Source organism: Streptomyces sp. NPDC005070, assembly GCF_053600395.1.
In genome coordinates this window covers 30676-51487 of sequence record NZ_JBSFZS010000046.1, presented here as the reverse complement: position 1 = coordinate 51487, position 20812 = coordinate 30676, and the positions used below count along the sequence as shown (strand labels likewise).

Below are 20812 nucleotides of genomic sequence, written 5' to 3'. Positions count from 1 at the left end.
ACATTGCTCAGGAGGAGAAGATCATGGGGAACGGGGCTCTCAGCGGTGCGGTGATCGCGGTGGCGGGCGCGGGTGGACCCGCCGGCCGGGCGGCGCTGCTCAGGCTCGCCGAGGCGGGCGCGACCGTGATCGGCGCGGACAACGACGCGGAACGCCTGGCGGAGGCCGTGGACGCGGCCCGCTACGCGCACGGCGGCGCCACCGTCGTCGGCGACACCGTCGACCTGCTGGACCTCCAGTCCACCCGCGACTGGGCAGCGCGCATCCAGAAGGACTTCGGCCATGTGGACGGCCTCGTCCACCTCGTCGGCGGCTGGCGCGGCAGCGAGACCTTCACCAAGACGGTTCTCGACGACTGGGACCTGCTCGAACTGCTGCTGATCCGCACGGTGCAGCACACCACGCTCGCCTTCCACGAGGCGCTTCAGGCCAGCGAGCGCGGCCGGTACGTCCTGATCAGCGCCGCAGGCGCGAGCAACCCCACCGCGGGCAACGCCGCCTACTCCGCGGCCAAGGCCGCCGCCGAAGCCTGGACCCTGGCCATGGCGGACTACTTCCGCAAGGCCGGCATCGCCGAGGGCGCCGACGGCGCGACCTCCGCCGCTGCCATCCTGGTCGTGAAGGCGTTGGTGCACGACGCGATGCGCGCCGAGCGGCCGAACGCGAAGTTCGCGGGCTTCACGGACGTCACGGAACTGGCCGAGTCCATCGTCGGCGTCTGGGACAAGCCCGCCGCCGAAGTGAACGGAAAGCGCCTGTGGCTGACCGAGAAGCCGTGAACCCTCCGAAGACCGACGCCCGGCGTCATCACGACCCGGCCGTCCGCGGCTTCGCCAGCGACAACTACGCGGGGGCCCACCCCGAGGTGCTCGCCGCCCTGGCCCTGGCCAACGGCGGGCACCAGGTCGCGTACGGCGAGGACGACTACACGGACAACCTCCAGGGGATCATCCGCAGTCACTTCGGTGCCGGCGCCGAGGCCTTCCCGGTCTTCAACGGCACCGGCGCGAACGTGGTCGCGCTCCAGGCGGTCACCGACCGCTGGGGTGCGGTGATCTGCGCGGAGAGCGCGCACATCAACGTCGACGAGGGCGGCGCCCCCGAGCGCATGGGCGGCCTCAAGCTGCTCACGGTGCCCACCCCAAACGGCAAGCTCACGCCCGAACTGATCGACCGGCAGGCGTTCGGCTGGGACGACGAGCACCGCGCGATGCCGCAGGTCGTCTCGATCACGCAGAACACCGAACTGGGCACGCTCTACACGCCCGCGGAGATCCGCGCGATCTGCGACCACGCCCACGCGCACGGCATGAAGGTGCACCTGGACGGGTCCCGGATATCCAACGCGGCCGCCTCCCTGGACGTCCCGATGCGGACGTTCACCAACGCGGTCGGCGTCGACATCCTGTCCCTGGGCGGTACGAAGAACGGGGCGCTGTTCGGCGAGGCGGTCGTCGTCCTCAACCAGGACGCCGTCAGCCACATGAAGCACCTGCGCAAGCTGTCGATGCAGCTCGCCTCCAAGATGCGTTTCGTATCGGTGCAGTTGGAGGCGCTGCTGGCCAAGGATCTGTGGCTGCGCAACGCCCGGCACGCCAACGAGATGGCCCAGCGCCTCGCGGAAGGCGTCCGCGCCGTGCACGGAGTGGAGATCCTCCACCCGGTCCAGGCCAACGCGGTCTTCGCCCGGCTCCCGCACGACGTCACCCTGCGGCTCCAGAAGCGCTACCGCTTCTATTTCTGGGACGAGGCCGCGGGCGACGTCCGCTGGATGTGCGCCTTCGACACGACCGAGGACGACGTCGACGGTTTCGTGGCCGCGCTCAAGGAGGAGATGGCCCAGCAGTAGCGGGGCCGGCACCGAACGGGGTGCATAAATATGCGACCGTCCGAAAAGTTATTGACTCTCGGGTGGTCGCATTCTTATGCTCTACGGGTATGGAGCTGATCCAGACAACGAGCGCCCTGTCCGCCTACCTGGCCGCCGACGAGATTGTCGACCACCATCATCCACGCGTCCGTGAGACGGCCGCACGGCTGGCCAAGGAATCCGTCGATTCGTATGCCTATGCGCGCTCGGCGTTCGAGTTCGTGCGGGACACCATCCCGCACTCGGCCGATTCCGGTGATCCGCGCGTCACCTGGCGCGCCTCCGACGTACTGGAACAGCGCACCGGCATCTGTCACGCCAAGGCCCACGCGCTCGCCGCGCTCCTGCGGGCCGAGGACATTCCCACCGCGTTCTGCTACCAGAAGTTCGAGGCGCTGCACGGTCTCGTCGCCATACGTCTCGACGGTGCCTGGCACCGGCAGGACCCCCGGGGCAACAAGCCCGGCGTCGACGCCCGTTTCTCCCTCGACGGCGAACGGCTCGCCTTCACGCCCGACCCCGACCTCGACGAGCTGGACTATCCCGGGTTGTACGCCGAACCACACCCCGCCGTCATCGGCGCCATGAAGGCCGCCCCGGGCCGGGTGTCCCTGCTCCGGACGCTTCCCCTCGCGCTGTGACGCGGGGGAAGCGTCCCTCACGGTGAGGAGGGGAGAGGGTCAGCGGGTCTCGGCCGCGCGCACCTCTTCGGGGGTCGGTGCGGTGCCGCCGAGGTGGGCGGGCATCCACCAGGTGTCGTCCGGCCCCTTGGGGCGTACGGGATAGGCGCGCTGGGCCGATTCGAGCAGTTCCTGGACCCGCTCGCGCAGCCGCCGGGTGATGGCGCCCGCGTACTGGTCCTTCGGGGCCTCCACCGGCTCGCCGACCCGGATGGTGATCGGGGTGTGGCTGCGCTTGAAGTTGCGCGGGTGACCCTTGGTCCACAGCCGCTGCGTGCCCCACAGGGCCACGGGGATGAGCGGCACGCCGGCCTCCTGGGCCATGCGCGCGGCACCGGACTTGAAGCTCTTCAGCGTGAACGACTGCGAGATCGTCGCCTCGGGGAAGACGCCGACGATCTCACCGGAACGCAGCGACTCCAGGGCGTGCTGGTAGGCCGTCTCGCCCTGGGCGCGGTCCACCGGGATGTGCTTCATGCCCCGCATCAGCGGACCGGAGATCTTGTGCCGGAAGACCGACTCCTTCGCCATGAAGCGCACCAGGCGCTTCTGCGGCAGGGCGGCCAGGCCGTCGAAGATGAAGTCCAGGTAGCTGATGTGGTTGCTGACCAGCACGGCGCCGCCCGAGCGCGGAATGTTCTCCGATCCCTTGCAGTCGATCTTGAGGTCCCACGCCTTGAAGAGTGTCTGGGCGAGGCCGACGACGGGACGGTAGACAAGCTCTGCCATGGACGGGGTGGACCCTTCTCTCTGCCTGGGAAGGGGTCTCCCGGCGGGAAGTTACGCTGCCGTAGGTTTACGGCAATGCGCAGATCGTGCCCGAAGAACGGACGGGTGGCCAGTCCTGGTGCCGGGGAACGGCGAGATCCTCGTCACGTCGCCCCTTGATCCACCTCGGGGTTTTAACATGCCTTTACTTTGCGCGTACCGTCACGCGCCGTACAAGAAGGTACATCTCGCATCCGAGGCAGTACCCGAACGCGGCATTGAGAAACGCCGCCGCGAGGGCGCACGCGGTCGCCGCCGACCCCAGCCACGCCGGCCCCGCGGTCCAGCCGATCAGGCCCACCACCGCGAAGCCGAGCCCGACCGCCTGCGCGAACCGTGGGGGCTCCGGCGCCTCGAACTCCGTCGGCGGGCCGAGCCGCGGTCGTACGGCCTTCCTGAAGACCCAGCCGTACGGCGAGCGCGTCACGCCGCCCGCCGCGCCCAGCGCGAACGCCAGCGTCTGCCACGCCAGCAGCCAGACGCTGCCGGTGATCAGCGTGACCGCCAGCACGACGGCCGTCACCGCCGCGCCGAAACGCGGCCCTCTCGCATCGATGTCCATGAATCAAGCATTCCGTACGAAGGGCGCCCCCCGGACCCGGGAATCTTTGCGGTCTCGTGAATGCTTGTGCAGGTGATGAGCGGACTTGTGGTGTGCCTGGTCGTGCTCGCGGCGGCGAGCGTCTTCGGAGTGCTGCACAGGCGGCGGAGCGGGAGGGTGCGGGTGAGCGGGCGCGACGGCGGAAAGCGGCTCGGCGCGGCGGAGCTGGGACAGGCCCTCGGGGATCGGGCCACGCTCGTGCAGTTCTCCAGCGCCTTCTGCGCCCCCTGCCGGGCCACCCGGCGGGTGCTGGGCGAGGTGGCCGGCATGGTCCCCGGCGTGTCGCACGTGGAGATCGACGCCGAGGACCACCTGGACCTCGTACGCGATCTCGGCATCCTCAAGACGCCCACCGTGCTCGTGCTCGACGCCGGCGGCCTGATCGTGCGGCGCGCGGCGGGACAGCCGCGCAAGGCGGACGTCATCGCGGCGCTCGGCGAGGCCGTCTGACCGGTGGCGATCATGGTGAGCCATCTCCCACATGCCCGTACGCCCTTGACTGCGCCCGCCGCCTCTCGTCAGCCTGACCGTATGTCACCGCACAGCCTTCTCCCCGAGCTCGCCGACACGGACCCGCCCCGCACCGCGGGCGCGCGCGGTCCGGGCTGTTGACCGGCCGAGGACCGTCTCCCGCCCCCGGTTCCGCCCGAGCGGCGGGAACCTCCCGCCGGCTCTCGCAGAAGGACAGTTCCATGACGGCCACCCCCGGCCTCGGTACTCCACGGCCCGCGTCACCCGACCTGCTGCGCTCCGTGTTCCGGCGCCACGCGGCCGGTGTGGCCGTGATCACCGCCTCGGGTGCCCGCGGTCCCGTCGGCTTCACCGCCACCTCGCTCACCTCGGTCTCGGCCGAGCCCCCGGTCGTCTCGTTCGGCATCGGCACCGGCGCCTCGAGCTGGCCCGCGATATCCGGGGCCGGTCACGTCGGCGTCCACGTGCTCGGCGAGCACCAGCGGGAGCTGGCCGCCACCTTCGCCCGCAGCGGCGCCGACCGGTTCGGCGCGCCCACCCGTTGGCGTAAGGGGCCCGAGGAAGTTCCCGTGCTGGACGACGTCCTGGCCTGGCTGGTGTGCCGTGTCGTGGCGCGGGTGCCGGCGGGCGACCATCGCATCGTCCTGGCGGAGGTCGTGCTGGGCGATCACTCGGGCGCGGGCAGCCCCCTCCTGTACCACCAGGGCCGTTTCAACGGTCTGCGTGACTGAACCCGCAGGCCGGGGGCAGAGGCTTTGCTACTCGCCGGTTCTACTCGCTGGTTACACAGCGTTGCGAAGGTCACAGTCCAAAGCGCTTGCTTAGTGTGCGTCCACTGGGTGTACTGGTGAGTAATATTTCGGTCGGAGCGCGGGCCGCCCCGACCGGGATCGGCCGCTTCAGGCGCCTATGCTGCCTGAAAGAAGGCAGCCCAGACATGACGATGCAGTAGGAGAGCCGGCGTGAGCTTGAGGATCGTTGTCACTGTGAAGTACGTGCCCGACGCCACTGGCGACCGGCACTTCGCCGATGACCTGACCGTCGACCGTGACGACGTGGACGGCCTGCTGTCCGAACTCGACGAGTACGCCGTCGAGCAGGCGCTGCAGATCGCCGAGGACGCGGACGACGCCGAGATCACCGTGCTGACCGTCGGCCCCGAGGATGCCAAGGACGCGCTGCGCAAGGCGCTGTCCATGGGTGCCGACAAGGCCATCCACGTCGAGGACGACGACCTGCACGGCACCGACGCCGTCGGCACCTCGCTGGTGCTGGCCAAGGCGATCGAGAAGGCCGGCTTCGACCTGGTCGTCTCCGGCATGGCCTCCACCGACGGCACCGCGGGCATCGTCCCGGCGCTGCTGGCCGAGCGTCTCGGTGTCCCGCAGGTCACCCTGCTCTCCGAGGTCTCCGTCGAGGACGGCGTGGTCAAGGGACGCCGTGACGGCGACACCGCCTCCGAGCAGCTCGAGGCCTCCCTCCCCGCGGTCGTGTCGGTCACCGACCAGTCGGGCGAGGCGCGTTACCCGTCCTTCAAGGGCATCATGGCCGCCAAGAAGAAGCCGGTGCAGTCCTGGGATCTGTCCGACCTCGACATCGAGGCGGACGAGGTCGGTCTCGAGGGTGCCTGGACCAAGGTCGACTCCGCCACCGAGCGTCCGGCGCGCACCGCCGGAACGATCGTCAAGGACGAGGGCGAGGGCGGCAAGCAGCTCGCCGAGTTCCTCGCGGGCCAGAAGTTCATCTAGTCGCCGAGGGTCCGGGGCGCGCCTCCGGACCGTCTCCGCGGCCAAGGCCCACCCCGCTTACCGCCCCTCAGACTTCGCAATCCGCAGGAGAGCATCCCCATGGCTGAAGTTCTCGTCTACGTCGACCACGTGGACGGTGCCGTCCGCAAGCCCACCCTCGAACTGCTGACGCTGGCCCGCCGTATCGGCGAGCCCGTCGCCGTCGCCCTCGGCTCCGGTGCCGAGAACACCGCCGCCGCGCTCGCCGAGCACGGTGCGGTGAAGGTCCTCACGCACGACGCCGCCGAGTACGCCGACTACCTCGTCGTGCCGAAGGTGGACGCGCTCCAGGCCGCGTACGACGCCGTCTCCCCGGCCGCCGTGCTCGTCCCGTCCTCCGCCGAGGGCAAGGAGATCGCGGCCCGCCTCGCGGTCCGCATCGGCTCGGGCATCATCACCGACGCCACCGACCTGGAGGCCGGTGACGAGGGTCCGGTGGCCACGCAGTCCGCGTTCGCCGCCTCCTTCACCACCAAGTCCCGTGTCGCCAAGGGCACCCCGGTCATCACGGTCAAGCCGAACTCGGCCGCCGTGGAGGCCGCCCCGGCCGCCGGCGCCGTCGAGGCCCTCGCGGTCACCTTCTCCGACAAGGCCACCGGCACCAAGGTCACCGCCCGCACCCCGCGCGAGTCGACCGGCCGCCCCGAGCTGACCGAGGCCGCGATCGTCGTCTCCGGCGGCCGTGGCGTCAACGGCGCCGAGAACTTCTCGATCATCGAGAACCTCGCCGACTCGCTCGGTGCCGCCGTGGGTGCCTCGCGTGCCGCGGTCGACGCCGGCTGGTACCCGCACACCAACCAGGTGGGCCAGACGGGCAAGTCCGTCTCGCCGCAGCTCTACATCGCCTCCGGCATCTCCGGCGCCATCCAGCACCGCGCCGGTATGCAGACCTCGAAGACGATCGTCGCGATCAACAAGGACGCCGAGGCGCCGATCTTCGACCTGGTCGACTACGGAGTGGTCGGCGACCTCTTCGACGTCGTCCCGCAGCTCACCGAGGAGGTCAAGTCCCGCAAGGGCTGATCCCGAAGCGCTGAGAAGGCCCCCGCGACCGCACCGGTCGCGGGGGCCTTCGTTCATCCCAGGGTCAGCGAGGCCCGTACGGGCAGATGATCGCTCGGGAACTGGCCGTGCAGGGAGAAGGTGTCGATCGACGCCCGCGCCACCTCGGTGCCGGGGCCGGCCAGGATCCAGTCGATGCGGTCGCCGTCCGGCGTCAGCGGGGCGTAGCCGTGGAAGGTCGCGTAGACCCTGCTCCGCGAGGCGGCCGTGTCCCAGGTGTCGGTGAGTCCGGCGCCCAGCAGGATGTCGTAGACCTCGTTCCGGTGCGCCGGCGCGTTGAAGTCACCGGTGACCAGGCACGGAAGGGACGGATCGAACCGCGCGATCCGTTCGGCGACGAGCGCGGCGGCCCGTACCCGCGCGTACTGGCTCGCGTGGTCCAGGTGGGTGTTGAGAACATGGAACTGCCGCCCGCCGTCCCGCAGATCGCGGAAGCGCACCCAGGTGGCGATGCGGGGGAACGCGGCGCCCCAGGTGTTCGAGGCGATCACCCGGGGGGTGTCGGAGAGCCAGAACGTGTCGTGCTCCAGCGGGGCCAGACGCCGGGTGTCGTAGTAGATCGCCGCGGACTCGTCGCCGCTCCCGCCCTCCCTGCCGGTGCCGATCCACTCGTAGTGCGGCGCGAGGTCGTCCTCGATGTCGAGGAGTTGCTGGTACAGGCCTTCCTGGGTGCCGATGACGTGGGGCGCGGCGCAGGAGCTCCCGCATCACCGGACGGCGCACCGCCCAGCTGTTGGGCTCGGCATCGCTCGCGAAGCGCAGGTTGTAGGTCATGACGTCGAGACGGGGGCGAGGGCGGGGGCGCCGGGTGGCGGAGGCCCGCGCCGTGGTGAGCAGGGGCAGGGCGACCGCGGCGGCCACCGCGTTTCTCAGCCCGGTGCGTCGGGTCACTCTCCTGGAGTCGGGCACGTGTGCTCCTTCGCTCGCGAGTCGGGACGGGGCGCGCACCACCGGAGGGGAAGAAGGAACCGGGAAAGTCCGCCCCGGGCGACCGGGACGGGAGTGAACGCGGCGGGGCCCTGGCGTGTCCCGCGGTCCAGAGGGTGTTGACCCGCGGGAAGCCCGCCGGATAACTTCATTCAACAGATTGTTGATTCCATGTCGCGGAAAACTGGAGGCTGTCGGATGGGTAAGGGTCAGCAGGAGACGGTGGCGACGAGCCTCTCGGGCGCCGTCACCGAAGCGGTCGGCGCCTCCCTCGCCCCCGTCGACGCCGAACTGGAACGCCGCTATCCAGGAGACCCCGGCACCCGCCAGCCCGTCCATACCGTGTACGTCCCCGGAGACGCGTTCGCCGCCGACACCGTCCGCGCCTGGGGCGACCGTGCCCTCGCCGCCCTCGACGAACACGCCCCCGACGCCGCGTCCTTCGCCGCCGTCCTCGGCCTCGCCGACGAACTCGCCGGACCCGTGTACGACCGCGTCCGGGCCAAGCTGGAACGCGAACCCGTCGAGGACCTGCGCGTCGACTTCGAGGACGGCTACGGCACCCGCCCGGACGCCGAGGAGGACGCGACCGCGGCCCGTGCGGCCCGGCTGATCGCCGAGGCGTACGAGAACGGCACCGCGGCCCCGTACATGGGCATCCGCATGAAATGCATGGAGGCCTCGGTCCGCGACCGGGGCATCCGTACCCTCGACATCTTCCTGACAGGTCTGATGGAGGCGGGCGGCCTGCCCGACGGGCTCGTGCTCACCCTGCCCAAGGTGACGTACGCACGGCAGGTCACCGCGATGGTCAGGCTCCTCGAGGAGTTCGAGAAGGCCCGCGGTCTGGAACCCGGCCGGATCGGTTTCGAGATCCAGATCGAGACCAGCCAGGCCATCCTCGCCACGGACGGCACGGCCACCGTCGCCCGCATGATCCAGGCCGCCGAGGGCCGCGCCACCGGACTGCACTACGGCACCTTCGACTACAGCGCCTGCCTCGGCGTCTCCGCCGCCCACCAGTCGAGCGACCACCCCGCCGCCGACCACGCCAAGGCGATCATGCAGGTCGCGGCCGCCGGCACCGGCGTACGCCTCTCGGACGGCTCCACCAACGTCCTGCCCGTCGGACCCACCGAGAAGGTCCACGACGCCTGGCGCCTGCACTACGGCCTCACCCGCCGCGCCCTGGCCCGCGCCTACTACCAGGGCTGGGACATGCACCCCGCCCACATCCCGACCCGTTACGCGGCCGTCTTCGCCTTCTACCGCGAAGGCTTCCGGCAGGCCGCCGCCCGCCTCTCCCGCTACGCCGGCCACGCCCCGGGCGACGTCCTGGACGAACCCGCCACGGCCAAGGCCCTCAGTGGCTACCTCCTGCGAGGCCTGGACTGCGGCGCCCTGGACCTCCCGGAGATCGCCCGCGAATCGGGCCTGACCCGCCCCGAACTGGAGAGCTTCGCGGGGCCGCGACGGGGGAATCTCACCGCGTCGGGGCGGTAGCGGCGCGGCCGTCGCTCAGGGCGCCGGAGGCAGTTCGCCCGAGCCGCGGGTGATCAGACGGGTCGGGAGTTCGATGCGTTCCGGGGCGATGAGGTTGCCGTCGAGCTGGCGGAAGAGGCGTTCGGCGGCCGTGCGGCCCAGAGCCGCCGCGTCCTGGGCGACGACGGTGACGCCGGGCTCCAGGAGGTCGGCGAGCTCGATGTCGTCGAAGCCGACGAGGGCGACCGGGCGGCCGCGCTCGGCGATGACACGGACGACGGTCACGGTGACACGGTTGTTGCCCGCGAAGACGGCGGTGACCGGGGAGCGACCCGACAGCATGTCCTCGGCCGCCTTGCGCACCCGCTGCGGGTCGGTGACACCGAGGGACATCCAGTCGTCCTCGACCGGTATCCCCGCGTCCTCCATCGCGGCCCGGTAGCCGCGCAGTCGCTCGGCCGCGGTGTGGATGCGCGGCATGTCGCCGATGAAGCCGATCCGGCGGTGGCCGTGGGCGATCAGGTGGGCGACACCGTCCCGGGCGCCGCCGAAGCTGTCCGACAGGACGACGTCGGCGTCGATCCGCCCCGCCGGGCGGTCCACGAAGACCGTGGCGACGCCCGCCTTGATCTCCGGCTCCAGATAGCGGTGGTCGTCGCCGGCCGGGATCACGACCAGCCCGTCCACCCGGCGCGCGCACAGCGCGAGGACCAGTTCCTGCTCGCGGTCCGGGTCCTCCGCGCTGGACCCGTTGATCAGCAGGGCTCCGTGCGCCCGCGCCACCTCCTCGACCGCGCGGCTCAGCGGCCCGTAGAACGGGTCCGCGAGGTCCTCCAGCACCAGCCCGATGCTCGCCGTGCGGCCCTTGCGCAGCACCCGGGCGCTGTCGTTGCGGCGGAAACCCAGCGCCTCGATGGCCTCCTGGACGCGCCGCTCCGTGTCCGGGGTGACCCCGGGCTCACTGTTGACCACGCGGGAGACCGTCTTCAGACCGACTCCCGCACGCGCCGCTACGTCCTTCATCGTCGGACGGTTTCCGTAGCGGTTCTCGGATCGGCGGGCGGTCTCGGCCACGATGTGCTGTCCTGTCCTGTCGTCCACGGGGATGCGTAGGTCCATGGGGTTGTATGAGGATGTGGCGTCGAGCATAGAGCCTGGACAACGTTGTCAGATGCGGGAGACACTGTCCACCGCAATCTCCGGCCTGCGTCTTCCCCAGGACGCACGGTCCCCGGGGTCCGTCGGCGCACTCCGCGCGGCCTACGACGGGGCCCGATCCCGAACCGTTCCCGGCCGGAGACCGGACCCGCGGCGCGGCGGGCCCGTCACCACACCCCATGGGAGACCTGAAACTGATGCACACCGACCTCGTGGCCGCGCTCGACATCGGCGGCACCAAGATCGCCGGAGCGCTGGTGGACGGCCACGGCCGGATCGTTCTGCGCGCGCAGCGCCCGACGCCCGCCCAGGAGGACGGCGACACCGTGATGCGTGCCGTCGAGGACGTCATCGGTGAACTGGCGGTCTCCCCGCTGTGGAGCGGCGCCGGAGCCCTGGGCATCGGCAGCGCGGGCCCCGTGGACGCCTCCGCCGGCACGGTGAGTCCCGTCAACGTTCCCGGCTGGCGGGGCTACCCGCTGGTCGAACGGGCCTCCGAGGCCGCGGGCGGACTGCCCGTCGAGCTGATCGGCGACGGCGTCGCGATCACCGCGGCCGAACACTGGCAGGGCGCCGCCCGTGGCCACGACAACGCGCTGTGCATGGTGGTGTCCACCGGCGTGGGCGGCGGGCTCGTCCTGAACGGGCGGCTCCACGCGGGCCCCACCGGAAACGCGGGCCACATCGGGCACATCAGCGTCGACCTGGACGGCGATCTCTGCCCCTGCGGCTCCCGGGGCTGTGTCGAGCGCATCGCCAGCGGCCCGAACATCGCCCGCCGCGCGCTGGAGGCGGGCTGGCGGCCGGGCCCCGACGGCGACACCTCGGCCGCGGCGGTCGCCGAGGCGGCCCGCGCCGGCGACCCGGTCGCCGTGGCCTCCTTCGAGCGGGCCGCACAGGCTCTCGCGGCGGGCATCGCGGCGACCGCGACCCTGGTCGAGATCGACATCGCCGTGATCGGCGGGGGAGTGGGCAAGGCCGGTGACGTGCTCTTCGCACCGCTGCGCCGGGCCCTGGCCGACTACGCGACGCTTTCCTTCGTACGGCGCCTGACGGTGACGCCCGCCCTGATGGGCACCGACGCCGGGCTGGTCGGCGCGGCTGCGGCGGCTCTCACCCGCCGGTCGCGGACGGCTACGGCACGCGTCTGATCCGGTGGTTGGTCCGGTCCCGGGTCGCGTCGTATCGCACGCGACCAGGGGGTGTTGCAGGTGATCGATGCCGCCAGGGGTCCCGGCCGGGCTCGGACGATCCCGCGGGGTGCGGGGTGCGGGGTGCGGGGCGCGGGGTGCGGGGCGCGGGCGCCGGGCGGGGTCGCCGGGCGTCGAGTGCCGGGCACGTGACCTGGCCTCGGGTCTCAGGCCTCACGTCTCAGGCCTCACACCTTAGGCCTCACGTCTCAGGCCCCAGGTCTCACACCTCACCCCTCGTGGCTCAGGTCTCACACCTCACGCACCAAGCCGGATCGAGTTGTGTGGATGTTGGTGTCCGGTCCACCCGTGACTCCGTCCAGCCCGCGTAGTTGAACCGGGCATGAAGAAGCGCAGCATGCTCGCCATCGCCTCCCTCGCCACCGGGTTCGTCGTCGCGGCGATCACCCCGTCCCACGCCCTGAGCGGGGACAGCCTGAGCGACCTGAACGTCAACGACTCGCTCAGCTCGCTCGACCACACCGTCGGCGCCGACAGCCCGGCGGTCGACGAGGGTGCCCTGGGCGGCCAGAACGGCTGAAGGCCCCCGCGCCGCGCCGGTGTCCCCGCCACGGGGGCACCGGCGTCGCCTTGTCCGCGCCCTCATCAGCGGCTGGTTTCCGTGGCAGGGTGGAGCGGGCAAGCCTCAGGGGGCCACAGAAGAGGGGGAATCGTGATCGTCTGGATCAACGGTGCGTTCGGTGCGGGAAAGACCAGCACCGCACGGGAACTGATCGAGCTGATCCCGAACAGCACGCTCTTCGACCCCGAGCTCATCGGGGCCACACTCACGCAGTTGCTCCCGGCCAAGCACCTCGCCGAGGTCGGCGACTTCCAGGACCTGAAGATCTGGCGCCGGCTCGTGGTCGACACCGCGGCCGCCCTGCTCGCCGAGCTCGGCGGCGTCCTCGTCGTCCCCATGACCCTGCTGCGGCAGGAGTACCGCGACGAGATCTTCGGCGGGCTCGCCGCGCGCCGGATTCCCGTACACCATGTGCTCCTCGCTCCGGCGGAAACGATCCTGCGGGAGCGAATAGCCGGGCGGGAGGTACCGCCGGACCTCCCCGACGGCGAGATGCGCGTCCGGCAGTGGTCCTACGACCACATCGAGCCCTACCGCGCCGCGCTCCCCTGGCTCACGGCCGACGCCCACCCCGTCGACACCAGCGCGCTCACCCCGTACGACTCCGCCCTGCGCGTCGCCGAAGCCGTACGCACCGGGGCGGCACCCGTGTGCGACATCGTGCAGACTCCCGAACCCACCGCGGAGACCGTCGCCGCCGGAGTGCTCCTCTTCGACGAGGGCGACCGGGTCCTGCTCGTCGACCCGACGTACAAGGCGGGATGGGAGTTCCCCGGCGGGGTCGTCGAGGCCGGCGAGGCCCCCGCCCGTGCCGGTATGCGCGAGGTCACCGAGGAAACCGGGATCACCCTCGACGAGGTGCCCACGCTGCTCGTCGTCGACTGGGAGTCCCCCGCACCGCCCGGCTACGGCGGTCTGCGGCTCCTCTTCGACGGCGGCCGCCTCGACGAACAGGCCGTCCGAGGGCTTCTGCTGCCGGGACCGGAACTGCGCGGCTGGCGCTTCGTCACCGAGCAGGAGGCGGCCGACCTGCTGCCGCCCGTGCGCTACGAGCGCCTCCGCTGGGCCCTGCGAGCCCGCGAGCGCGGCGCGGCGCTGTATCTGGAGGCCGGAGTGCCACTCGGCTGATATCGTCGCTCCGTCGGCGGCTCTGTGCGGATCCCGTGGCCCGGCGTCCCTACCGCCGCCGGAGGGGCCGCCGTCGGTGCGGGGGCCTGGCGACGGCAGAGTTTCCCAAGGGGTGAACGACCGGACATGGCAAGGGCCCTCGCCTGTCGGCGAGGGCCCTTGCCATGTCCGGGGACGATCAGTTCGCCGCGTAGTTCCGCAGGAACAGTGCCTCCGCGACCGACAGCCGCTCCAGCTCGTCCGGCGACACGCTCTCGTTCACCGCGTGGATCTGCGCCTCCGGCTCGCTCAGGCCGATGAGCAGGATCTCCGTGTCGGGGTACAGGGAGGCCAGCGTGTTGCACAGCGGGATCGAGCCGCCCATGCCCGCCGACTGCATCTCCTGGCCCGGGTAGGCGACCGCCATGGCCTCGGCCATCGACGCGTACGCGGGGCTGGAGGTGTCGGCGCGGAACGCCTGGCCCTGACCGATGCGCTCGGTGCTCACCCGCGCCCCCCACGGCGTGTGCGCCTCGATGTGCGCCTCCAGCAGCTTCGTCGCCTCGACCGCGTCGACGCCCGGCGGCACCCGCAGGCTGATCAGCGCACGGGCACCCGCCTGCACCGACGGCGTCGCGCCGACGACCGGCGGGCAGTCGATCCCGAGCACCGTGATGGCCGGACGCGCCCAGACCCGGTCGGCGACCGTGCCGGAGCCGATGAGCTCCACCCCGTCGAGCACCTTCGCGTCCTCACGGAACGCCTGCTCCTCGTACTGCAGCCCGTCCCACGCGGACTCGCCCGCCAGGCCGTCCACGGTCGTCGAACCGTCCTTCGCCCGCAGCGAGTCGAGGACGCGGATCAGCGCCGCCAGCGCGTCGGGCGCCGCACCGCCGAACTGACCGGAGTGCAGGTTCCCTTCGAGGGTGTCCACCTGCACCCGTACGAGGGTCATGCCGCGCAGGGTCGCGGTGACCGTCGGCAGTCCCGCGCGGAAGTTGCCGGCGTCGCCGATGACGATGGTGTCGGCGGTCAGCAGCTCCGGGTGCGCCTCGGCGTACCGTTCCAGACCGCCGGTGCCCTGCTCCTCGGAACCCTCGACGATGACCTTGACGTGCACCGGCACGCCACCGTTCGCCTTCAGGGCGCGCAGCGCCAGGAGATGCATGACGACACCGCCCTTGCAGTCGGCGCTGCCCCGTCCGTACCAGCGGCCGTCGCGCTCCACCAGCTCGAACGGAGGCGTCGTCCAAGCCGCTTCGTCCAGCGGCGGCTGCACGTCGTAGTGCGCGTACAGCAGGACCGTCTTCGCGCCCTCGGGGCCCGGCAGGAAGCCGTACACCGACTGCGTGCCGTCCGGGGTGTCGAGCAGCGCCACGTCCTGGAAGCCCTCGGAGCGCAGCGCGTCCGCGATCCAGTTGGCGGCACCCTCGCTCTCGCTCCTCGGATACTGGTCGAAGTCCGCCACCGACTTGAAAGCCACCAGCTCGGTGAGTTCCGCCTTCGCCCGGGGCATGAGCGAGGCGACGGTCTCGGCGACCGGATTCGACGACATGGGCACGCTCCTTGTAGGTGCGACGTTGTACTTCTGTGTACAGATGATCGAGTGATGCGGACTGGTGTACAGGACGCATCCGTGGCAGATCCTCCCACAGCGGCTCGCGGTGACGCCCGCCGTAGGATGCGGGGGACAGGTGCGGCAGACGGCTGGACTGGGAGCAGTAGACCAACGTGAGCAGCGAGAACTCTTCGGCGGACGACGAGCGGCGTGCGGCGGACGACGAACAGCAGGTGTGGGACGTCGTGGTCGTCGGTGGAGGGCCGGCGGGTGCCTCGGCCGCCTACGCGGCAGCGGTCGCGGGACGCAGCGTCCTGCTGCTGGAGAAAGCCGAACTGCCCCGCTACAAAACATGCGGCGGGGGCATCATCGGTCCCTCGCGCGACGCGCTGCCCCCAGGCTTCGAACTGCCGTTCAGAGACCGGGTGCACGCGGTCACCTTCTCGATGGACGGCAAGTTCGCCCGCACGCGGCGGTCCCGGCACATGCTGTTCGGGCTCATCAACCGTCCGGAGTTCGACCAGCAGCTCGTCGAGTTCGCGCAGAAGGCCGGCGCCGAACTGCGCACGGGGGCCACGGTCTCGCGCGTCGAGCAGCACGGTTCGGCGGTGCCGGACCGGCGGACCGTGGCAGTGGTTCTCCAGGGCGGAGAGACCGTTCTGGCGCGTGCGGTCGTCGGTGCCGACGGCAGTGCCAGCCGGATAGGAGCCCACGTCGGTGTGAAGCTCGACCAGGTCGATCTCGGTCTGGAGGCCGAGATCCCTGTGCCGGAGACGGTCGCCGAGGACTGGCGGGGGCGCGTCCTGATCGACTGGGGCCCCATGCCCGGCAGTTACGGATGGGTCTTCCCCAAGGACGACACGCTCACCGTCGGCGTGATCTCCGCGCGCGGCGAAGGCGCCGCCACCAAGCGGTACTTGGAGGACTTCATTGCCCGGCTCGGCCTCGCCGGCTTCGAGCCGTCGATCTCCTCGGGCCACTTGACGCGCTGCCGGGCCGACGACTCGCCGCTGTCGCGCGGCCGGGTGCTCGTCTGCGGTGACGCGGCGGGACTGCTCGAACCCTGGACCCGTGAGGGCATCTCGTTCGCGCTGCGCTCCGGGCGCCTCGCGGGCGAGTGGGCCGTACGGATCGCCGAGGCGCACGACGCGGTGGACGCCCGACGGCAGGCGCTGAACTACGCCTTCGCGATCAAGGCCGGGCTCGGTGTCGAGATGAGTGTCGGCAAGCGCCTGCTCGGCGCTTTCGAGCGTCGCCCCGGCGTGTTCCACGCGGGGCTCACCGGCCTGCGCCCGGTCTGGAAGGCCTTCACCGGAATCACCCGCGGCTCCACCACGCTCGGGGAGATCATCCGGACCCACCCGATGGTCGGGCGCGCCCTGACGACCCTCGACCGCCGGCCCCAGGTGGCGGAAGGCGCGGAGGACTAGAAGCAGGGGACTGGAAGCAAGGGCCTGGAAGCAGGGGACCGAAAGCAGAGGGCCACCAGAACCAGAAACCTGCCCGACGGTTCCTGTCGTCACCCGAAGACTGCCGGGGGCGGACGGGAATCGTCGGACAGGTTCAGGGGTCGGGAGCGGCGCGCGGAATCGTCGGACCCGCTCGGGGTTCAGGAGACGACGCGCCCGGCGTCAGTTCTTGACGGTGATCCGGAAGACCGGGTGGTCGGGAGCGATGCGCCGCAGCTCCTCGTCGGACGAGTCGGGGCCCACGCCGCCGAAGAACACGCCGACCTCGGCCTTCCAGCGCTTGAGGTACGCGCGCAGGATCGACGCCTTGTCGTCGTCGGACACCTCCACCGCGGTGAAGGTCTCCACCTTCTTGCCGAGGCGCAGCTCGCCCCCGCCGGCCGCCCGCATGTTGTGCGTCCACTGGACATGACCGCGCGGTGCGACGAGGTACTGCTCACCGCCCAGGGTGAGCGGATTGACCGGGGTCGTCCGCCACTCACCGCTCTTGCGGCCCCGGACGGCCAGGACGCGCGAGCCGCGGAGGCTGAGGCCGCGCTTGGTGATCCAGGCCACGGCACGGTTGAGGACGTTGACGGTGAACCAGCCGGGCTTCTGGACGTGAGTGGACACGGTGACCTCTCGGGGAGGGGCGGGTTGATGAGAGCGCCGATCTGTTTTGTGAGCACCGCTCTCGCTTGAGAAGAGTCTGCATCGGATCGGTGATCCAAAGCAAGAGCAGTGCTCTCGTTTTTGTGCACCGATCTCTTTTGTGGTGGGCGATCGCCAGGTGGAGCAGTGATCCATTTTCGGATCACCGCTCTCGTTTGTGTGCACTGCTCTGAAAACATGGGACACTGCACCGTATGAGTACCGCGCGAGGGGCACGTGCCCGAGCCAGGATCGAGGTCACGGCGGCCATCAAGGACGAGGCGCGCAGACAGCTCGCCGCCGAGGGCGCCGCGAAGCTCTCGCTGAGGGCCGTCGCCCGCGAGCTGGGGATGGTCTCCTCCGCCCTCTACCGGTACTTCCCCAGCCGGGACGACCTGTTGACCGCGCTCATCATCGACGCCTACGACTCCCTCGGCGAGGCGGCCGAGTCGGCCCACGCCGAGGTGGCCGCCGCCGGCCCCCGCGAACGCTGGATCACCGTGTGCGCGGCGGCGCGGCGCTGGGCGCTGGAGCATCCGCACGAGTACGCGCTCATCTACGGTTCGCCCGTCCCCGGGTACGTCGCGCCGCAGGAGACCGTCCCGTCCGCCTCCCGCGTCGGCCTGCTCCTGATCGGAGTCGTGAGGGACGCGTACCGGGGCAAGGGCGTGGCCCGTACGCCGCTGTCCTACGGACTGAAGACAGAGGCGCGGCGGATGGCCGCCGATCTCGCGCCCGATCTGCCGCCCGAGGTGGTGGTGGCGCTGGTGGCCTCGTGGGCGCAGCTCTACGGGCTGATCGGGTTCGAGCTGTTCGGCCAGTTCAACCGGGTGGTGGAGGACCGGGAGCCGTTCTTCCGGCATGCGGTGGGGCGGCTCGCGCAGGACGTGGGGCTGGTGTATCCGGAGGCGGGTGACACCACCGCCGGGTCGTCGCCGTTGTAGGCCGGGCCGCCGCCGTAGGCCGAGCCGCCGTCGACGTAGGCCGGGTTCCGTCGACGTAGGCCGGGTTTCCCCGGCGTAGGGCGGGCCGCACCCGGCGGTGCGGGGCGGGCTTCCCTCGGCATACGCCTCCCTCGGCGTGGATCGGGCCGCCCTCGGGCGCGGGCCGGTTCTCCCCGGCGCGGGCCGGGCCTCGACCGCCTCGTACTCCGTGGGGAGTACGGGTGACCACCTCGCCCGGCGGACGCCTCCGTCGCGGTCGGCCGTCTAGCGTGACGGCCATGGAAGAGCAGCACACACCCGCGGCGCCGGCGTGGGGCGGTCCGTCGCGCTGGTGGCACGGGCCGCCCGGGTGGGACCGCCGGGACGACGAAGGGCGCCGCGCGCGATGGCCGTGGCGTTCCACGCTGCTGCTGACCGCTTTCGTGTTCATCGGTTCCAACTTCGCCGCCCACGCCCAGCACGGCGACCGGCTCGCTCTGGACGCCTTCTCCCGGGCGCTTCTCCTGGTGGGCTCCGGCCTCCTGCTCTGGCGCCAACGCCATCCCGTGCTCGTCGTGTTCGGCACGGCCGCGGTGGCCCTGGTCTACGTGGCCTCCGGATATCCCTACGGGCCGGTCTTCCTCCCCGTGGCGGTGGCCTGCTTCAGCGCGGTGGTGGCCGGGCACCGCAGAGCGGCCTGGACGGCGGTCGGTCTGCTGTGGGTGGGGCATCTTCTGATCGCCCACTGGCTGTACCGCCGGCTGCCCCCGACGGGCGACCACGCTCCGTCCTGGATGCAGGAGATCGGCATCGCCACCTGGGTCGTGGCGGTGGTGGCCCTGGCGGAGCTGGTGCGGGTGCGCCGCGAGCAGTGGAGCCGCGAACGGGCCGAGCGCGCGCAGGCGGCCCGGCGCCGCGCCGACGAGGAACGGCTGCGGATCGCCCGCGAACTGCACGACGTGCTGGCGCACAGCATCTCGGTGATCAACGTCCAGGCGGGCGTGGGCCTCGCGCTCCTCGACTCCGATCCCGAACAGGCGCGTACGGCGCTCACCACCATCAAGGCGGCCAGCAAGGAGGCGCTCGGCGAGGTCCGGCAGGTGCTCGACACCCTGCGAGCACCTGGGGAGGCGCCGCGCGCGCCCGCTCCCGGTCTCGACCGGCTTCCCGAACTGGTCGAGCAGGCGGCGAGCGCCGGTCTCACCGTCGAGGTCGAGGGTGAGGTGCCGGCGCCCGCGCCCGGCACCGACCTCGCCGCGTTCCGCATCGTCCAGGAAGCGCTCACCAATGTCGTACGGCATTCGGGGTCGCGCCGGGCGCGGGTGCGGTTCGATCACGAGCGGGGCGTGCTGCGCCTGCGGATCGACGACGACGGTCCGGCCACCGGCGCGGACGCGGGCGGAAGCGGCAATGGCCTCGCGGGCATGCGGGAGCGGGCGTCCGCGCTGGGTGGCACGATCGAGGCTGGTCCGCGCGACGACGGAGGGTTCCGGGTGCTGGCCGTACTGCCGTGGAAGGCCAAGGAGGAGAACCGGTGATCCGTGTACTGCTCGCCGACGACCAGTCATTGGTCAGGGCCGGCTTCAAGGCGCTGCTCGACGCCCAGCCGGACATCGAGGTGGCCGGGGAGGCCGCCGACGGCGAGGAAGCGGTGCGCGCGGTCCGTGAACTGGTTCCGGACGTCGTTCTGATGGACATCCGGATGCCCGTACTGGACGGCCTCGCCGCCACGCGCCGCATCACCGGCGACGCGGCGCTCGGGGACGTGAAGGTGGTCATGCTCACCACGTTCGAGCTGGACGAGTACGTCTTCGAGGCCATCCGCTCCGGCGCTTCCGGCTTCCTGGTCAAGGACACCGAGCCCGATGAACTGCTGCGCGCGGTACGGGCGGTGGTCGAGGGCGACGCTCTGCTCTCGCCCGGGGTCACGCGCCGGCTGATCTCCGAGTTCGCGGCGCGCTCGAAGGAGCCCGAGTCGGTCGCGACGCTGGCCGAACTCACCGACCGGGAACGGGAGGTGATGGCGCTGGTCGGCATCGGCCTCTCGAACGAGGAGATCGCCCGCCGCCTGGTCGTCAGCCCGCTCACGGCCAAGACCCACGTCAGCCGGACGATGGTGAAACTCGGCGCCCGCGACCGCGCCCAACTGGTCGTACTCGCCTACGAGTCGGGGCTGGTACGACCGGGCTGGCTGGGCTGAGGAACGGCGGCTTCCCGGTGGAAGCGGAACAGTACGGTGGCCACCCGTAGCGCGAAGAGGACGGCGGCCAGGGTGCCGCCCACGGTGATGAGCGCGTGCACCGTGGAGGACGACAGGTCCAGGAAGAGAGCGGGACCGGTCACGACCCCGAAGGCGACCGCCGCAAGGAACGCCGCGCTGGCCAGGGCGTATCCGATCTCGACGGTCACGGCGTCGCGCCGTGCCTGATGCTGTGCACGGGTGCGTCGCACCCGCTTCACGTCCGAACCGTCGCGGTAACTGGCCGCGACGTCCCCGTTGTTGTTCATGGGCCGAGTCAACAGCCGCGCGCCCGGCGGAGCAAGGA

At 71.3% G+C, this 20812-nt stretch carries 21 protein-coding genes and 1 pseudogene; 15 read left to right on the top strand and 7 right to left on the bottom strand.

What is annotated here, in order from left to right; all coding sequences use genetic code 11:
• Positions 1–23 precede the first annotated feature (23 nt).
• The 3 genes from ACWEBX_RS17975 (at position 24) to ACWEBX_RS17965 (ending at position 2511) form a co-directional block, all read left to right on the top strand.
• Positions 24–779 carry an SDR family NAD(P)-dependent oxidoreductase gene (locus ACWEBX_RS17975; protein ID WP_451885801.1) on the top strand — a complete coding sequence of 252 codons (756 nt, stop codon included), beginning with the start codon at positions 24–26 and terminating at the stop codon, positions 777–779.
• Positions 776–1849: a threonine aldolase family protein gene (locus ACWEBX_RS17970; RefSeq protein ID WP_451885800.1), complete on the top strand. Its 1074-nt coding sequence runs from the start codon at positions 776–778 to the stop codon at positions 1847–1849. The genes ACWEBX_RS17975 and ACWEBX_RS17970 overlap by 4 nt, the downstream gene beginning before the upstream one ends.
• An 89-nt stretch (positions 1850–1938) precedes the next feature.
• Positions 1939–2511: a transglutaminase domain-containing protein gene (locus ACWEBX_RS17965; protein ID WP_451885799.1), complete on the top strand. Its 573-nt coding sequence runs from the start codon at positions 1939–1941 to the stop codon at positions 2509–2511.
• 39 nt (positions 2512–2550) lie between these two features.
• On the opposite strand, the gene ACWEBX_RS17960 is transcribed toward ACWEBX_RS17965, so the two are convergent.
• Both ACWEBX_RS17960 and ACWEBX_RS17955 read right to left on the bottom strand, forming a co-directional pair.
• Positions 2551–3279 carry a lysophospholipid acyltransferase family protein gene (locus ACWEBX_RS17960; RefSeq protein ID WP_451885798.1) on the bottom strand — a complete coding sequence of 243 codons (729 nt, stop codon included), beginning with the start codon at positions 3277–3279 and terminating at the stop codon, positions 2551–2553.
• A gap of 184 nt (positions 3280–3463) precedes the next feature.
• Complete coding sequence (locus tag ACWEBX_RS17955) at positions 3464–3880, bottom strand: DUF4395 domain-containing protein (protein WP_451885797.1); 417 nt, start codon at positions 3878–3880, stop codon at positions 3464–3466.
• 75 nt (positions 3881–3955) lie between these two features.
• Here ACWEBX_RS17955 and ACWEBX_RS17950 point away from each other — a divergent pair, with 75 nt between their 5' ends.
• From ACWEBX_RS17950 to ACWEBX_RS17935, 4 genes are all read left to right on the top strand, one after another.
• Positions 3956–4369: a TlpA family protein disulfide reductase gene (locus tag ACWEBX_RS17950; protein WP_451885796.1), complete on the top strand. Its 414-nt coding sequence runs from the start codon at positions 3956–3958 to the stop codon at positions 4367–4369.
• Between the two features lie 242 nt (positions 4370–4611).
• The gene (locus ACWEBX_RS17945; protein ID WP_451885795.1) at positions 4612–5121 is read left to right on the top strand and encodes a flavin reductase family protein; all 510 of its coding nucleotides are present in this window, start codon (positions 4612–4614) and stop codon (positions 5119–5121) included.
• Positions 5122–5352: 231 nt separating this feature from the next.
• Entirely contained in the window at positions 5353–6138 is a 786-nt protein-coding gene (locus ACWEBX_RS17940; RefSeq protein ID WP_384783153.1) for an electron transfer flavoprotein subunit beta/FixA family protein, read from the top strand.
• A gap of 99 nt (positions 6139–6237) precedes the next feature.
• Positions 6238–7200: an electron transfer flavoprotein subunit alpha/FixB family protein gene (locus ACWEBX_RS17935; protein WP_451885794.1), complete on the top strand. Its 963-nt coding sequence runs from the start codon at positions 6238–6240 to the stop codon at positions 7198–7200.
• Between the two features lie 53 nt (positions 7201–7253).
• On the opposite strand, the pseudogene ACWEBX_RS17930 reads toward ACWEBX_RS17935, so the two are convergent.
• A pseudogene (locus ACWEBX_RS17930) lies at positions 7254–8148 on the bottom strand (endonuclease/exonuclease/phosphatase family protein).
• 216 nt (positions 8149–8364) lie between these two features.
• On the opposite strand from ACWEBX_RS17930, the gene ACWEBX_RS17925 reads away from it, so the two are divergent.
• Positions 8365–9669: a DUF6986 family protein gene (locus tag ACWEBX_RS17925; protein ID WP_451885793.1), complete on the top strand. Its 1305-nt coding sequence runs from the start codon at positions 8365–8367 to the stop codon at positions 9667–9669.
• Between the two features lie 15 nt (positions 9670–9684).
• Here the strand turns inward: ACWEBX_RS17925 and ACWEBX_RS17920 are convergent, their stop codons facing one another.
• On the bottom strand, positions 9685–10767 hold the full coding sequence (locus tag ACWEBX_RS17920; protein WP_451885792.1) for a LacI family DNA-binding transcriptional regulator: 1083 nt from the start codon (positions 10765–10767) through the stop codon (positions 9685–9687).
• 236 nt (positions 10768–11003) lie between these two features.
• On the opposite strand from ACWEBX_RS17920, the gene ACWEBX_RS17915 reads away from it, so the two are divergent.
• The 3 genes from ACWEBX_RS17915 to ACWEBX_RS17905 all read left to right on the top strand — a co-directional run bounded on the left by ACWEBX_RS17915 (position 11004) and on the right by ACWEBX_RS17905 (position 13707).
• Positions 11004–11957: an ROK family protein gene (locus ACWEBX_RS17915; protein WP_451885812.1), complete on the top strand. Its 954-nt coding sequence runs from the start codon at positions 11004–11006 to the stop codon at positions 11955–11957.
• 382 nt (positions 11958–12339) lie between these two features.
• Complete coding sequence (locus tag ACWEBX_RS17910; protein WP_451885791.1) at positions 12340–12537, top strand: hypothetical protein; 198 nt, start codon at positions 12340–12342, stop codon at positions 12535–12537.
• 129 nt (positions 12538–12666) lie between these two features.
• A complete protein-coding gene (locus ACWEBX_RS17905) occupies positions 12667–13707 on the top strand; it encodes an NUDIX domain-containing protein (RefSeq protein ID WP_451885811.1) in 1041 nt (346 codons plus the stop codon).
• A 178-nt stretch (positions 13708–13885) separates the two neighbouring features.
• On the opposite strand, the gene ACWEBX_RS17900 is transcribed toward ACWEBX_RS17905, so the two are convergent.
• Positions 13886–15241, bottom strand: a complete 1356-nt coding sequence (locus tag ACWEBX_RS17900) for a M20/M25/M40 family metallo-hydrolase (RefSeq protein ID WP_451885790.1) — start codon at positions 15239–15241, stop codon at positions 13886–13888.
• Between the two features lie 176 nt (positions 15242–15417).
• Between ACWEBX_RS17900 and ACWEBX_RS17895 the strand changes: the two genes are divergently transcribed.
• Positions 15418–16674: a geranylgeranyl reductase family protein gene (locus ACWEBX_RS17895; protein ID WP_451885789.1), complete on the top strand. Its 1257-nt coding sequence runs from the start codon at positions 15418–15420 to the stop codon at positions 16672–16674.
• A 201-nt stretch (positions 16675–16875) separates the two neighbouring features.
• On the opposite strand, the gene ACWEBX_RS17890 is transcribed toward ACWEBX_RS17895, so the two are convergent.
• Positions 16876–17325: a nitroreductase family deazaflavin-dependent oxidoreductase gene (locus ACWEBX_RS17890; protein ID WP_451885788.1), complete on the bottom strand. Its 450-nt coding sequence runs from the start codon at positions 17323–17325 to the stop codon at positions 16876–16878.
• Between the two features lie 233 nt (positions 17326–17558).
• Between ACWEBX_RS17890 and ACWEBX_RS17885 the strand changes: the two genes are divergently transcribed.
• The 3 genes from ACWEBX_RS17885 (at position 17559) to ACWEBX_RS17875 (ending at position 20466) form a co-directional block, all read left to right on the top strand.
• Positions 17559–18287 (top strand): TetR/AcrR family transcriptional regulator, encoded by a 729-nt coding sequence (locus tag ACWEBX_RS17885; RefSeq protein ID WP_451885787.1) that lies wholly within the window; start codon positions 17559–17561, stop codon positions 18285–18287.
• A gap of 278 nt (positions 18288–18565) precedes the next feature.
• A complete protein-coding gene (locus ACWEBX_RS17880) occupies positions 18566–19804 on the top strand; it encodes a histidine kinase (protein ID WP_451885786.1) in 1239 nt (412 codons plus the stop codon).
• Positions 19801–20466 (top strand): response regulator, encoded by a 666-nt coding sequence (locus tag ACWEBX_RS17875; RefSeq protein ID WP_451885785.1) that lies wholly within the window; start codon positions 19801–19803, stop codon positions 20464–20466. Before ACWEBX_RS17880 ends, ACWEBX_RS17875 begins: the two co-directional genes overlap by 4 nt.
• Here ACWEBX_RS17875 and ACWEBX_RS17870 read toward each other — a convergent pair.
• Positions 20427–20774, bottom strand: coding sequence for a DUF6332 family protein (locus ACWEBX_RS17870; protein ID WP_451885784.1), 348 nt, complete (start codon positions 20772–20774; stop codon positions 20427–20429). The genes ACWEBX_RS17875 and ACWEBX_RS17870 overlap by 40 nt on opposite strands.
• Positions 20775–20812 lie beyond the last annotated feature (38 nt).

Excerpts from the sequence above, each read along its gene's own strand:
- ACWEBX_RS17975 (WP_451885801.1), top strand. The coding sequence starts at position 24 with ATGGGGAACGGGGCTCTCAGCGGTGCGGTGATCGCGGTGGCGGGCGCG.
- ACWEBX_RS17965 (WP_451885799.1), top strand. The coding sequence starts at position 1,939 with ATGGAGCTGATCCAGACAACGAGCGCCCTGTCCGCCTACCTGGCCGCC.
- ACWEBX_RS17960 (WP_451885798.1), bottom strand. The coding sequence starts at position 3,279 with ATGGCAGAGCTTGTCTACCGTCCCGTCGTCGGCCTCGCCCAGACACTC.
- ACWEBX_RS17955 (WP_451885797.1), bottom strand. The coding sequence starts at position 3,880 with ATGGACATCGATGCGAGAGGGCCGCGTTTCGGCGCGGCGGTGACGGCC.
- ACWEBX_RS17950 (WP_451885796.1), top strand. The coding sequence starts at position 3,956 with ATGAGCGGACTTGTGGTGTGCCTGGTCGTGCTCGCGGCGGCGAGCGTC.
- ACWEBX_RS17945 (WP_451885795.1), top strand. The coding sequence starts at position 4,612 with ATGACGGCCACCCCCGGCCTCGGTACTCCACGGCCCGCGTCACCCGAC.
- ACWEBX_RS17935 (WP_451885794.1), top strand. The coding sequence starts at position 6,238 with ATGGCTGAAGTTCTCGTCTACGTCGACCACGTGGACGGTGCCGTCCGC.
- ACWEBX_RS17925 (WP_451885793.1), top strand. The coding sequence starts at position 8,365 with ATGGGTAAGGGTCAGCAGGAGACGGTGGCGACGAGCCTCTCGGGCGCC.
- ACWEBX_RS17920 (WP_451885792.1), bottom strand. The coding sequence starts at position 10,767 with ATGGACCTACGCATCCCCGTGGACGACAGGACAGGACAGCACATCGTG.
- ACWEBX_RS17915 (WP_451885812.1), top strand. The coding sequence starts at position 11,004 with ATGCACACCGACCTCGTGGCCGCGCTCGACATCGGCGGCACCAAGATC.
- ACWEBX_RS17910 (WP_451885791.1), top strand. The coding sequence starts at position 12,340 with ATGAAGAAGCGCAGCATGCTCGCCATCGCCTCCCTCGCCACCGGGTTC.
- ACWEBX_RS17900 (WP_451885790.1), bottom strand. The coding sequence starts at position 15,241 with ATGTCGTCGAATCCGGTCGCCGAGACCGTCGCCTCGCTCATGCCCCGG.
- ACWEBX_RS17885 (WP_451885787.1), top strand. The coding sequence starts at position 17,559 with ATGAGTACCGCGCGAGGGGCACGTGCCCGAGCCAGGATCGAGGTCACG.
- ACWEBX_RS17880 (WP_451885786.1), top strand. The coding sequence starts at position 18,566 with ATGGAAGAGCAGCACACACCCGCGGCGCCGGCGTGGGGCGGTCCGTCG.
- ACWEBX_RS17870 (WP_451885784.1), bottom strand. The coding sequence starts at position 20,774 with ATGAACAACAACGGGGACGTCGCGGCCAGTTACCGCGACGGTTCGGAC.